This is a genomic window from Flavobacterium phragmitis (assembly GCF_900112575.1).
Lineage (GTDB): Bacteria > Bacteroidota > Bacteroidia > Flavobacteriales > Flavobacteriaceae > Flavobacterium > Flavobacterium phragmitis.
On the sequence record NZ_FOMH01000017.1, the window covers coordinates 57,903 to 71,338 of the forward strand.

Below are 13,436 nucleotides of genomic sequence, written 5' to 3' on the forward strand. Positions count from 1 at the left end.
TAAAAATGAAAAATTCAGAAAAACAAGGTCAGACGAATGCTGCAAAACCAAAAGCAAGTCAGACAAAAGATATTAAAAACAATGCTAAAGTAAATTTTGTAGAACCATCACCAGATGCTGCTGCAGAATTGAAAGATTTATTTATTGACAGTTTAAAGGACATTTATTGGGCAGAAAATGCGTTGGTTGGTGCATTGCCCAAAATGGCAGATAATGCTTCATCAGCAGGGCTTTCAGGAGCTATTTTAGAGCATATTTCAATAACTCAAAATCAGGTTTCTAGATTGGAACAGGTCTTTGATTTATTAGGAGAAAAAGCCGAAGGAAAAAAATGCGAAGCGATGGCGGGTTTATTAAAAGAAGGAGACAGCATTCTTTTGGAAACGACTCCCGGCGCAGTAAGAGATGCTGGCATAATCGCCGCTTCGCAAAAAATCGAACATTATGAAATTGCTACTTATGGAACCTTAGTAGCTTTTGCAAAAACAATTGGCGAAAATGATGTTGCCAAATTACTAACCCAAACGCTTGCAGAAGAAAAAGAAGCAGATTGTTTACTAAACGACGTAGCATTGAATTTGGTAAATATTGTGGCTGCAGAATAAAAAATGCTTCTATTTTTTACTTTTTTTATTACTTGAAAACACCTGTATTTTAAACAGGTGTTTTTTTTATTTTAAAAGAATAACCAGCTGTTAATTATACAATTAGAAGTGCCATTTTATATAAAATATTGATTTTTAGTCCGTGTACATTTGGCTTATTAACAAATTAAAAAAATATATTATGACAACTTCAAACACCAAAAAAAGCACTGAGAGTGCTAAGGCATCAGACAAAAAAACTGATAAAAAAGAAACAGCTTCAAAAGGCGGTTCTAAACCTGCTTCGGATTCGAAAAAAGAAACAGGCTCAACCAAAAAGTAACATTTAAAAAATTGTATTATGAAAATTGAAGAAAGAGAAAATTACGATCTGGAAGATCAGGATTTTCAAAATAAAGAACGATACGAAGATCCAGATATTGATGCGCCACCAGCAGATCATTCCATATCCGATAATGCTGAACCTGATTATGCAAATGATCTAGAAAGCCAAGAATTTGGCACTACTGAATTTGATAATGAAGATCTTGGCAATGAAAAATCAGATATTGATGAATTTGCCACAGATGAACTGGACAACGACGAATTGGACGATGAATTTGACAATGATGAATTGGAAGACGACTTTGATGACGATGAAATTGACAACGACGAGTTGGACAATGAAGATCTAGGAAACCTAGATGACGAAGAAGGAACAAATCCAGATCGAAATCTTTAAAAACACGAAAGCCGTCTTGTTTAGACGGCTTTTGTTTATAAAAAATTTTGTTTTTCTTTTTTTTCCTTAGTCAAAGGTTTAGGCTTTTTTTCTGCTTTCCAGTATTGTACAATTGTGTTTAAGACCTGCTTAAATTTTTCTTCACTGTACGGTTTAACAAAATAACTTTTGGTTGGAGTCGAATAAGCATCTATTACAAAACAGTTTGAAAAGAAAATCGAATAGAAAAGACAAGGAGAATTAAATCGTTTGTAAATAGTTTTATAGTCGATATCTTCCTGTTTACAATTTCCATTAAACTTCAATATGTTTGAAAAAAATAAAAAGGGTTTTAACTGCTGCGATACGAGAAACGTTTGTGCTTCATGAAAATTAATAAAATGTAATAATTCATTCTTTAAATTCATTTCCTCAAAGATTTGTACAAATAAGCTGAAATCTTCTTTATTTTCATCTATAATAATAATTGTTCCATTCTTATCCATGATAATTCTCTTTTTGATTTGTAAGTATTGAATGTATCTTACAAATTTCAACATTAGAACATTGGCAATTTATACAATTACACCTGAGAAGTTATATAATTTCCATATAAAGCATAATATGAAATAGAAACTACCTTATAAAAGGTCTTGTTTTATGTGGTCTTTTTGCTTTTGTGTCTTACAACCATCATCTAGAAACAACATGGGAATAATACAACGAAGAATTTAAATTATACAAATATGATTTATCTCATAAATTAAATTTGGGAGTTCAAATTCAATCTTTTATGTTCATAATTTCTAACACTAAAAATAGCAATGGAAAATTTAAAAATAAAACAAAGCAAAAGTTATTGTGAAATATCCCGCACGATAATTTACTCAGGCGAAAACGACGAATTAATATGCAGAAAAGTGTATCAAGGAGACTGGGGCGACTGGGATGACAAGCCTGAAAGTCCAGAATGTAGTCAAAATATTGATAATGAATACAATTCCCCTGATGCCGAAGCATAACTGCTAAACTTAATGCTAATTATACAATCTGTTATCATAAATAGTATAACATTCCTAAAAAATCTCTAAGTAAATTTAGACAAGTAAAAAAATGCCATTATGATTTATACCCTAATACAGCTTATATTGGTTTCTATAGCAGCAACAACAGTAATGACGTGGTTCAGTTATTCAATGTCAGAAAGTTTCAGGGAATTGTATAAAGAGCCTGTTCTTCTGGCTTATGTTATTGAAAAAATGAAATTAAAGCCAAATGCACATTCTCAAAAAATCTACGGTTGGTTGCTGCATTATGTTATAGGTCTGCTTTTTGTAATTGGGTATTATTTTGCGTGGACAAAAAATATCGTTCCTATATCGATACTTGGGACTTTGCTATTAGGAATTATCAGTGGTATAATTGGCGTAGTTAGCTGGATTATTATTTTCAACATCACAAACCATCAGCCACGAATTGATTTTCGAGGGTATTACATTCAATTGTTCTTTGCCCACGTTATATTTGCTGCTATTGCCGCGGTTCTTTATACTATTACAATAACTCTCATAAAATAGTAATAAAAGCGTATGTCACTGTCAAAATACAACCAAAAAAGAGATTTTAAACAGACAAGCGAACCGAAAGGAACAATCGCAAAATCAAAAAGTGAACTCATTTTTGTAGTGCAGAAACATGCTGCATCGCATCTTCATTATGATTTCAGACTGGAAATGAATGGCGTTCTCAAAAGCTGGGCAGTTCCAAAAGGACCTTCAATGGATCCTGATGTTAAGCGTCTTGCTATGATGGTCGAAGATCATCCTTACAGCTACAAAGATTTTGAAGGAACGATTCCAGAAGGAAATTATGGTGCTGGAAATGTAATCGTATGGGATAATGGAACTTATACCTCTGACGAAAAAACAGCCGATAACGAGAAACAAGTACTCGATGATCTAAAAAAAGGACGTCTGAGTTTTATCTTAAAAGGAAAAAAGCTAAAAGGCGAATTTTCTCTTGTAAAACTTCACGGAAAACAGGAAAATGCTTGGTTGCTGATAAAAAAACAAGATCAATACGCCTCAAATGATGACATCTTAGAAAAAAACAAATCCGTTATTTCTAAAAGAACTTTAGAAGAACTAGAGGTAAAATCAAAAAAAATAGTTTCCAAAAGCAGTCCTAAAGAAACAACCAAAACAGTAAAAAAAAATCCTAATCCTAAAAGTAAAGCTGCTTTCATAAAACCTATGCTGGCTAATACTTTTGAAAAGACTTTTGATAATGAAGAATGGATTTTTGAAAACAAATACGACGGCTACAGAACTATTGCTGTCATAAATCCCGATCAAATAGAGTTATTCAGTCGTAATAAAATTTCTTTTACCGCATCATTTAAACCTATTGCAGATGAACTTCGAAAAATAGATCACACTGTTGTGCTGGATGGAGAAGTTGTGGTTGAAAATGATTCTGGTCAAGCCGATTTTCAAATGCTACAAAACTACTTGAAAACTGGACTTGGTCATCTAAAATACTATGTTTTTGATTTATTGAATTTAGATGGTAATCTGTTAACAGAATTGTCTTTACTGGAAAGAAAAGAACTGCTGAAAATCTTATTTAATAAATACGCTTTTACCAATATTTTTTTCTCGGAACACATTGTTGGTAATGGGATAAAGCAATTGGAAAAAGCCCGAAAAAATAAAAGTGAAGGTATAATAGCCAAAAAATCCAACAGTTCCTATTCAATAGGAAATCGAAGTGGCAACTGGCTCAAAATTAAACTTTCAAATGAAGAAGAAGCCATAATTATTGGGATTACCGAACCAAAGAATTCAAGAAAATATTTTGGTGCGATACTTCTTGGACAATTTAAAGGGAAAGAATTACAGTACATTGGAAAATGCGGCACTGGTTTTACAGAAGCTGTTCTAAAAGAACTTTACACCAAACTTCTTCCCTATTTTATTGAAAAATCCCCTCTCACAGAAAAAGTTCCATTAAGAGATAAAATTCAGTGGGTCAAGCCGAAACTGATCTGCCAAGTAAAATATTCTGAATGGACACAGGATAAGCATTTGCGGCATCCTGTTTATTTAGGATTACGGGTTGATAAGAAAATTGCCGAAGTACAACTCCAGACAAATGGAAAGAATACATCCGATGGTAATGAAATTAAAAACAAAACGCTGAAAAAGGATATAATGGAAGATTTAAAAGTCCCAAAAACAGAAAATGATTATGATGTGAAAATTGGGAAAACAACACTGCACTTAACCAATCAGAATAAGATTTATTTTCCAAAAGACGGGATTACCAAGGGAGAAATTGTCCAATATTATAATGAAGTTTCAGCTCTCATTCTTCCCTATTTAAAAGACCGTCCCGAATCAATGAACCGTTTTCCTAATGGAATCGATGCGCCGTCCTTTTATCAAAAGGATATCGATCTTGATAAAACCCCTAAGTGGCTCAAAACAAAAAAAATATACTCCGAATCAAATGATGAAAATATTGACTACCTCATTTGCAACAATAAAGAAACATTACTCTATATGGCAAATCTTGGCTGTATAGAAATGAATCCGTGGAATTCTACCATCCAACATATTCAAAATCCGGACTGGCTTGTTATGGATTTAGATCCTGCAACGAAAGAAGATTTTGCTGTTGTAATTGAAACCGCCAAAACAGTAAAACAATTAATGGACGAATTGGAAACAGAATGTTTATGTAAAACTTCCGGAGCAACAGGACTTCATATTTATATACCACTTGGCGCACAATATGACTATGATTCGATAAAAATCCTCGGGGAACTCATTGCACGAGAAATCCAGTCAAGACTTCCGGAGAAAACCACAACGGAACGCAGCATCAAAAAAAGAAATAATAAACTTTATATTGACTACCTGCAAAATCGAAAAGGACAGACCTTAGCAGCGCCTTACTCTGTTCGTCCAAAGCCTGGCGCAACGGTTTCAACTCCGTTGGAATGGAGCGAAGTCAGTGAAAAATTGCATCCATCACAGTTTACCATCAAAAATGTGTTAAAACGCTTTGAGAAAAAAGGAGATTTATGGCAACCTGTTTTATCAAAAGGAGCCAATATCAAAAAAATCATTCAGAAGTTGGAAGAAAGAAAATAAGGAGGTTAAGACGATTTTTTAGTTTTGTTTTTCAAACTTGCCTTCAGCATTTCCATTAAATCATCACTCTGTTTATGAACAACTTTTAATTTAGGGGAAGTTTTACTAACTTTTCCTTTGGCTTTCTTTTTAATTATGTCCAAAAGTTTGGCAGTGTATTCGTCTTTAAACCCTGTTATGTCAAATTTTTCAGTAAGTTGATCAATTAATTTTTCTGCCATATCCATTTCTTTAGTCGCTTTTTTGGATATAGGAGGAAGTTTCAGTTCGCTGGTGCTTCTTATCTCCTGCTCAAACCTGATTCGGTTTAAAACGATGACATCTTTATATGGTTTTAAAATTGCAAGGCTTTCTTTATTCCTCAAAACAAATCGTGTCACACCTACTTTACCCGTGACTTCTAACGCATCACGAAGCAGACCATAGGCATTTAGAGCTCCTTTATCAGGTTCTAAATAATATGGTTGCTCATAATAAATACTTTGAATTTCTTTTTCCAAAACAAAACTTTCAATTGCAATTGTTTTGGTTTTAACAGCATCAGCAGCTTCAAAATCAGAATCTTCAAGTATCACATATTTGTCATCGAGTTTGTATCCTTTTACAATATTGGCAAAATCGACTTCTTTTCCTGTATTTTCATTTACTCGTTTGAATTTAATATTGGCATTGTCCTTTTTATCGAGCATATCCATATCGAGACTGCTCTCCTGCACCGCTGAAAACATCTTGATCGGAATATTTATCAACCCAAAACTCACCGATCCTGTCCATATTGATCTCATAATACATGTTTTAAATTTTATTTAAAAGTAATCCACATTTTACTATTTTCTCTTACAATATGATTCTTAAGTTTTATAGAATATTAATTATTAATTTTTCATTATAAACAAACAGGATAGTTTTGAAAACAATAAAAAACTCCTTAGAAAAAACCAAGGAGTTCTTTCGGCGGCCAGCCGGTACCTAAAAAGTATTATAATTAACTAAATTTCCACACACACCGTTTCAGACAATCCCGCTGGTCGCTTTTTAGTTCTCTTAATAGTTGGTAAAGAATTAGTGCTTTTATTAAAAATCTTCACTAAATAAAACTACAATTTTATTAGGTTCAAAAGGTATTAGATTTCACTCGGTTTTTACAAAATTCCCAGAAAACAAAAACACAAAAAGCTGTTAATTAAACAATTAAGAACTAAAATCATATAACCCTTTGCAAAATCTTTTATTATAGTTTAGTAGTGCTAATTTTAATTTATTCTATTTTCTTGGATTTAATCTTCATCCCTATCAAAACATATCCTATATTTCCGAAGATTAGCTTCAAAATTGCATCCGTTGTTGTCCGTACTAAATTAAACTCTATCAAACTAAAGAAATTAAAAAAACATGCCAACTGAAATAATATCTAAATGTGCTCGTATTCTAAAATCACAGAACTACAATATTGCATTTGCAGAAAGCGTAACGGCAGGACGCATGGCGGCAGAGTTCTCCATGACTAAAAATTCTGGAAAAGTTTTTCGTGGCGGTATTGTCTGTTATGACATATTTGTTAAAGAACAAATCTTAAACGTTCCCCATAATATAATTGAAAAATACACTCCTGAATCGGCAGAGGTTACAAGATATCTGGCTGAAAAAACAGCCGCAATGTTCTGTGCAGATTTTACTGTCGCTATAACAGGATTGGCATCACCAGGAGGTAGCGAATCCAAAGAAAAACCTGTAGGTACAATTTTCATCTGCATTGTTACTCCCTTTAACCTAATAGAACATGCTGAAGTATTTTCTGGAACTCCTGAACAGATTGTTCTAAAAGCCATTGATAAGTCGGCAGAACTAGTTTTAGCTATAATCAATTGAGACATAGTTGCCTCTTTTTTATATACAAATTTGTAGACTTTTAAGCATTTATGTCCTAAACAATTAATAGTTCGTTTTTTCACGAGAAATCCTTAGTCTGTTTATTCTAAACAGACTAAAAACAGTTTATTAAAGATTTAATCGAAGCTGAACAATGGTTTTGAAGTGGATATTCTGCGTGTATGTTTCTATTGGTTTATCGTAATTTCTCGATACTAAATATTAACAATTCCAAAATAATTTTTAAACCACACGGAACTATCCATACATATTTTTTATCTCCGCCATAACGAAGGTACTTTGGGTACTCCCTATACTTTCAACTGAACCTAATTTATTAAAAACAAAATCCTGATAATGCTTCATATCTTTGGCAGAAACTTTCATTAAAAAATCGTAGTCTCCTGAGATATTGTAACATTCTACAATTTCTTCTATTTTCATAATATCATTAACAAACTGATTTCCAATATTACGATCGTGTTGTTTCAATTTGATATTACAGAAAACAATGAATCCCCTATTTAATTTTTCTGCATCAAGAAGCGCTATGTACTTCTTAATATAACCATTGTTCTCCAATCTTTTAATACGCTCAAAAACGGGGGATGCAGAAAGATTTACCATTTTAGCAAGCTCCTTTACGGTGTATTTAGAATTATCGTGAAGTATATTTAATAACTGAAGATCAATATCGTCTATATGTTCCATAGAATATTTTACTTTAAATGAGGTTTAATTTATTTCTAAATTAGAATAAAATTCTTTAAACACAACTAAAAACAATATAAAAATCTTATTTTGCACCAATTAAAAATATAATAACCTGCACTTAAATTCATAAAAAAAAATCACACTTCTTTTCGACGAGCCATACCCTGGGCGATGATGCTGGTGGCAATCAATTGCAGAGCATGGTAAAGCATTAATGGCAACAATACGATTCCGGTAATGGTACTGTGCTGAAAGAGCACTTTTGACATAACAGTGCCGTGTACCAATGATTTTTTAGATCCGCAGAATAAGACCGTAATACGGTCTTCATTTGAAAAGCCAAGCAGGTGGCTGAGTAATCCAACACAAAAGAATACAGCAAAAAACAAGGCCATCATTCCTGTCGCGAGTCCGGCAAGTTCAAGGGCGGTGAAGCCTTCAAAAAGATGTTCGGAGAATGACTTGCAAAACGACGTGTAAATAATCGTTAGAATAACTGCCTGATCGAAATATTTAAGCTGTTTCTTGTATTTTTCAGCAATGACGCCGAAACGAGAGTTGAGACTGATACCAATGATGACAGGCAACAAGACTTGTAGAATCAACTTTAAGCCGATTTGAGTGACATCAAAATCACCTGTTGCAGAAGCTATAAACAGCCCAACCCAGAGTGGCGTAACCACTACTCCAATCAAACTGGAAATACTTGCATTGAAAATAGCTGCAGGAATGTTTCCTTTGGCAATGGAAACCATGACCACAGAAGAGGATACTGTAGACGGTAAAGCTGCCAGAAAAAATACACCCAGCCAAAGCAACTCGAAACCGTTATTGACAAACAACGGCCGAAATGCCAAAACAAGCAGCGGAAAAAATAAAAAGGTAGTAAACTGGACAACAATGTGCATTTTCCAGTTGGAAAGTCCAGCTTTTAGTTTCTCAACACTCAGTCGCATGCCATAAAACAAGAAAATCAAGGAAACGCCAACATTAGCAATCTCCTCCAGCGAAACAGGTTCTTTGACCATGCCTGGCTTTGGCAAAAAATAAGCCAGCAGAATCATGGTGGCTATCATTAACAGGAAACCGTCGAAACCTGCTTTTTTTAATACTTCTAATAATTTCTTCAATGCGTTTAAATATTATTTCTCCGTGGAGACATGGACTCCATTTTACTATATTTTAAGACTAAATCCCAAGTTCTTTGCGTATAATTTCTGCTCCTGCACTTAAAGCACTTAATTTGCCTCTAGCTACATTTCGAGATAGCGGAGCCATACCACAGTTTGTGGAAGGATAAAGATTTTCGGCATCTACAAACTCAAGAGCTTTACGCAATGTATTAGCTACTTCTTCTGGTGTTTCAATAGTGTTGGTTGCGACATCAATGGCACCGACCATTACTTTTTTACCGCGAACAAGTTCCATTAAATTTAATGGCACATTGGAGTTGTGACATTCTAAAGACACCACATCAATTTTGGATTTTTGAATTTTTGGAAAAATTTCTTCATATTGTCGCCACTCTGAACCTAATGTCTTTTTCCAATCAGTATTTGCTTGTATTCCATAACCATAACAAATATGAACCGCAGTTTGGCAATGTAAACCTTCAATGGCTCTTTCTAAAGCTGCCATTCCCCAATCGTTTACTTCATCAAAGAACACATTAAATGCAGGTTCATCAAACTGAATAATATCTACCCCCGCGTCTTGAAGTTCTCTTGCTTCTTCATTGAGTGCTTTCGCAAATTCCCATGCCAATTTTTCCCGGCTTTTATAATGGTCGTCGTATAAAGTATCTACCATTGTCAGCGGGCCTGGCAATGCCCATTTTATAGGCTTGTTAGTCTGTTTGCGTAAAAATTTAGCATCTTCAACAAAAACTGCTTTTTGACGTGCAACCTCACCCACTACCACTGGAACACTCGCATCATAACGGTTACGGATTTTTACTGTTTTACGATTTTCAAAATCCACACCGCTTAAATGCTCGATAAAAGTCGTTACAAAATGCTGGCGTGTTTGCTCGCCGTCACAAATGATATCCAAATCTGCCAATTGTTGTTCCTGCAGAGAAATGCGCAACGCATCTTGTTTCCCTTCCAGCAACTGATCGCCTTCTAATTTCCATGGTGACCAAAGTTTTTCTGGTGGTGCAAGCCAGGCAGGTTTGGGTAAACTTCCAACAATAGAGGTAGGTAATAATATTTTTTTCATAATAGTATAATTTTAATGCGTTGTAATCAATTAAAGGATAAAATTAGCAGACCATTGTTCCAAGAGACTTTTGTAAGGTTTAATGAAATGTTCTTCTGCATATTTACCTTGTTCAACAGCCAGTCGGCTGCGCTCTTCGCGGTCATAATCCACGCGAGTCAGTGAATAATCTTCGTGTTTAAGACTTGGCTGATAGATTGTTCCTGCTACAGAATTGGCATTGTAAATTTCAGGGCGATAAATCTTTTGGAAAGTCTCCATCGTACTGATTGAACTGATTAGTCCAAGATCAGTATAATCAGCAAGCAAATCTCCGGAATGGTAAAAAGCCATTGGTGCAGCACTGTTTGGAGGCATGAAAAAACGAACTTTTAAACCCATTTTAGAGAAATATTCATCAGTGAGAGAATACTCATTCTGCTGATACTCAAAGCCCAGAACTGGATGCTGATACTCAGTGCGGGTATACGTTTTGTTGCTCGATACACTTAGACAAATGATCGGTGACATCTTAAAGTGCTCTTTATAAGTGGCTGAATTCACAAAGCACTTATAAAGTTTTCCGTGCAAATCACCAAAATTTTCAGGAATAGAAAAAGTAGCTTTATTTTTATTATGCTCAATCAATAAAATACTGAAATCATAATCCCGAACATAAGAAGAATAATTATTTCCGGCAACCCCTTCGATTTGCTGGCCAGTCTTACGGTCCATAATATTCGTTTTTAAAACTTCAATCATCGGTAGATCATTACTACCATTTTTATCATCAATACTCATCGTTACTGTGAGGATTTCAAGTTTCACATGGTAACGATCCCCTTTTGGATTATCCAAATGAGCCAATGCATTGAATCGATTATTAATCATATTTAAGGCATTGCGTAAGTTTTGCTGACGATTGGATCCTCTGGCTAAGTTGGCAAAATTGGTGGTCAGACGCGTTTTACTTGAAGGTTGATAGTTTTCATCTAAACAAGTGTTTTTTAGCGTGAACACAAAATCCCTCTGGAGTGCATTCTGGGTGTTTTCAATATCCTGTTTTTCACTTATTCCTAAATCTTCTTGTATATTCGCTTTCATTTGATGGCAATATTTTAGTTTTTTTACCCTGCAAATTTGAATATAAAAGATTTAATATTTTATAAAACTCAAAAATTAAGATAATTATTCTTTTTTAATACCGATTTAAAGATTATTAACCTTTTTTCAAATATAATAATAAAGGAAAACAGATAATTATTCTTTCTAGAGCCAGAATCTAACTGATTTGAAGTTTCTCATGGCACTTCAAAAACTCTAAAAAGAAAACTAATAATTTATATTTGCTGAAATTTAAGATAGATATAGAAATGAATTTAATAGAAAATTTGAAATGGCGCTACGCCGCAAAAGCTTACACTGACATTAAAGTAGCAGAAGAAAAGGTTGATCAGATTTTAGAGGCTATAAATCTTTCAGCATCTTCTTGTGGTCTGCAATCTTATCGTGTTTTTGTTGTAAGCAACCCAGAAATCCAAAAAAAATTAGGTGCTGATTCGTATAATAGACAAATTGAATCTTGCTCTCATTTGCTGGTTTTTGCTGCATTCAATGACATGACTTCGACTTACATTGACGATTATATGGCAATGACAGAAAAACAAAGAGGTCTTGATGCCGGTACCTTGTCAGGATTTAGAAATGGACTGCATGCCTATTTTGGTGCTATTGACGCAGAGCAAAAAGCTATTTGGGCTTCCAAACAGGCTTATATTGCACTAGGAACCGCACTTATTGCGGCGGCAGAATTGAAAGTGGACGCCACTCCTATAGAAGGATTTAATGCTTCTACTATCGATGAGGTTTTGGGTTTGAAAGAGAAAGGGCTGCATTCCACAGTTATCCTTGCGTTAGGATATCGTGATTCGGATAAAGACTATATGGCAGCAACGAAAAAAGTTCGTTTGCCTATAGATGAAATGATAACGAAAATTTACTAATATTATCAGATATAAGCTGATAAATTTTCAGATACAGATTTATAAATTAAAGATGACTTGAATATGAACCGTTTTTATCTATTTTTTTGTTTAACATTTTTCTTGTTGCTAGGATGCCAAAATGAAAATGCAAATCAAGTAATTAATCGCTATTATGAAGATGGAAAATTCAACGGCAGTGTATTAATAAGTCAAAACAATCAAATAATTATTGATACAGTTTTCGGTTACAGAGATCTAAATAATAAAGTATTATTAACAAAAGAAACCCCGTTCTATATTGCTTCATTAAGTAAAACAATTACTGCAACAGCTATTTGCATTCTTGCTGAAAAAGGCCTTATTTCATTCAATGATAATGCAGCAAAGTTTCTAAACGATCTTCCAGCCTACGCCAAACAAATTACCATAAAGCAATTGTTAAATCATACTTCTGGAGTAAAAGATTATGAAAACATACTCACAAAGCAAGGACTGACAAATAAAGATGTAATTCATTGGCTACATAGTCAGGATGGATTAGAATTTAAACCAGGAACAAAATTTCAATACAGCAATTCTGGATACATTATCCTAGCATTAATTATTGAAAATGTTTCCAAAGCAACTTATGCCGAATTTTTGAAAGAAAAGATTTTCAATCCTTTGAAAATGCACCAAACAACAGTTTATGAAGCCAATACAATTATTCCAAACAAAGCTATAGGCTATGACAGAAATAAAAAAATAGATGATTATTCCATACTTACAACAGGAGATGGGGGTATTTATTCTACAGCAGAAGATTTATATAAATTCGACAAGGCATTAAGGAGAAATCAATTATTATCAGAGCAAAGTACTAAGCTCCTGTATCAAACACCAGTTTTAGAAGATCACTCCAATTCTAAATATGGTTTAGGCTGGTTTATTGAAAAATCAAATGGAATACTGATTGCCCAACATACTGGCGGATTGGCAGGCTTCAGAAGTCTGCTCTGGAGAGATTTAAAAAATGGAAATACCATTATTGTACTTACCAACCAAGGAGATGCCTTTCCTGTATTTAATTTTCTTAATGACATAAAAAAAACATTAAATTAAGTATAATTAATACTTAATTTTTATGATTATTTATTTTATCAAAAAACAATTTTGCAAACAAAAATCCAAGTTCAGAAATACTAAATATTTTTAGTGAATCTTTTTT

General features: G+C 33.7%; 15 protein-coding genes. 9 read left to right on the top strand and 6 right to left on the bottom strand.

Going from position 1 to position 13,436, the window contains the following annotated elements; translation table 11 throughout:
- Positions 1–5: 5 nt before the first annotated feature.
- The 3 genes from BM289_RS23430 (at position 6) to BM289_RS23440 (ending at position 1,326) form a co-directional block, all read left to right on the top strand.
- Positions 6–605 carry a YciE/YciF ferroxidase family protein gene (locus BM289_RS23430; protein ID WP_091498445.1) on the top strand — a complete coding sequence of 200 codons (600 nt, stop codon included), beginning with the start codon at positions 6–8 and terminating at the stop codon, positions 603–605.
- Positions 606–786: 181 nt separating this feature from the next.
- Positions 787–927, top strand: a complete 141-nt coding sequence (locus BM289_RS25535; protein ID WP_167365489.1) for a hypothetical protein — start codon at positions 787–789, stop codon at positions 925–927.
- 18 nt (positions 928–945) lie between these two features.
- Positions 946–1,326, top strand: a complete 381-nt coding sequence (locus BM289_RS23440) for a hypothetical protein (RefSeq protein WP_091498450.1) — start codon at positions 946–948, stop codon at positions 1,324–1,326.
- A gap of 35 nt (positions 1,327–1,361) precedes the next feature.
- Here the strand turns inward: BM289_RS23440 and BM289_RS23445 are convergent, their stop codons facing one another.
- Complete coding sequence (locus BM289_RS23445) at positions 1,362–1,811, bottom strand: hypothetical protein (protein WP_143102122.1); 450 nt, start codon at positions 1,809–1,811, stop codon at positions 1,362–1,364.
- Between the two features lie 318 nt (positions 1,812–2,129).
- On the opposite strand from BM289_RS23445, the gene BM289_RS25585 reads away from it, so the two are divergent.
- The 3 genes from BM289_RS25585 (at position 2,130) to ligD (ending at position 5,462) form a co-directional block, all read left to right on the top strand.
- The gene (locus BM289_RS25585) at positions 2,130–2,327 is read left to right on the top strand and encodes a hypothetical protein (protein WP_091498456.1); all 198 of its coding nucleotides are present in this window, start codon (positions 2,130–2,132) and stop codon (positions 2,325–2,327) included.
- Between the two features lie 99 nt (positions 2,328–2,426).
- The gene (locus BM289_RS23455) at positions 2,427–2,882 is read left to right on the top strand and encodes a hypothetical protein (protein ID WP_244165445.1); all 456 of its coding nucleotides are present in this window, start codon (positions 2,427–2,429) and stop codon (positions 2,880–2,882) included.
- Positions 2,883–2,894: 12 nt separating this feature from the next.
- Entirely contained in the window at positions 2,895–5,462 is a 2,568-nt protein-coding gene (gene ligD / locus BM289_RS23460) for a DNA ligase D (RefSeq protein ID WP_091498460.1), read from the top strand.
- A 5-nt stretch (positions 5,463–5,467) separates the two neighbouring features.
- Here ligD and ku read toward each other — a convergent pair whose 3' ends face one another.
- Positions 5,468–6,247 (bottom strand): non-homologous end joining protein Ku, encoded by a 780-nt coding sequence (gene ku / locus BM289_RS23465; protein ID WP_091498463.1) that lies wholly within the window; start codon positions 6,245–6,247, stop codon positions 5,468–5,470.
- A gap of 607 nt (positions 6,248–6,854) precedes the next feature.
- Here ku and BM289_RS23470 point away from each other — a divergent pair.
- The gene (locus BM289_RS23470; RefSeq protein WP_091498465.1) at positions 6,855–7,331 is read left to right on the top strand and encodes a CinA family protein; all 477 of its coding nucleotides are present in this window, start codon (positions 6,855–6,857) and stop codon (positions 7,329–7,331) included.
- Positions 7,332–7,589: 258 nt separating this feature from the next.
- On the opposite strand, the gene BM289_RS23475 is transcribed toward BM289_RS23470, so the two are convergent.
- The 4 genes from BM289_RS23475 to BM289_RS23490 form a co-directional block, all read right to left on the bottom strand.
- Entirely contained in the window at positions 7,590–8,042 is a 453-nt protein-coding gene (locus tag BM289_RS23475; RefSeq protein WP_091498469.1) for an Lrp/AsnC family transcriptional regulator, read from the bottom strand.
- A gap of 140 nt (positions 8,043–8,182) precedes the next feature.
- Entirely contained in the window at positions 8,183–9,175 is a 993-nt protein-coding gene (locus BM289_RS23480) for a bile acid:sodium symporter family protein (RefSeq protein WP_091498472.1), read from the bottom strand.
- Between the two features lie 58 nt (positions 9,176–9,233).
- The gene (locus BM289_RS23485) at positions 9,234–10,265 is read right to left on the bottom strand and encodes a methionine synthase (protein ID WP_091498475.1); all 1,032 of its coding nucleotides are present in this window, start codon (positions 10,263–10,265) and stop codon (positions 9,234–9,236) included.
- 30 nt (positions 10,266–10,295) lie between these two features.
- A complete protein-coding gene (locus BM289_RS23490) occupies positions 10,296–11,348 on the bottom strand; it encodes a DUF1852 domain-containing protein (RefSeq protein WP_091498478.1) in 1,053 nt (350 codons plus the stop codon).
- Positions 11,349–11,617: 269 nt separating this feature from the next.
- Here BM289_RS23490 and BM289_RS23495 point away from each other — a divergent pair, with 269 nt between their 5' ends.
- Both BM289_RS23495 and BM289_RS23500 read left to right on the top strand, forming a co-directional pair.
- Positions 11,618–12,247: a nitroreductase family protein gene (locus BM289_RS23495; protein WP_091498481.1), complete on the top strand. Its 630-nt coding sequence runs from the start codon at positions 11,618–11,620 to the stop codon at positions 12,245–12,247.
- Positions 12,248–12,352: 105 nt separating this feature from the next.
- Positions 12,353–13,330 carry a serine hydrolase domain-containing protein gene (locus BM289_RS23500; protein WP_167365490.1) on the top strand — a complete coding sequence of 326 codons (978 nt, stop codon included), beginning with the start codon at positions 12,353–12,355 and terminating at the stop codon, positions 13,328–13,330.
- Positions 13,331–13,436 lie beyond the last annotated feature (106 nt).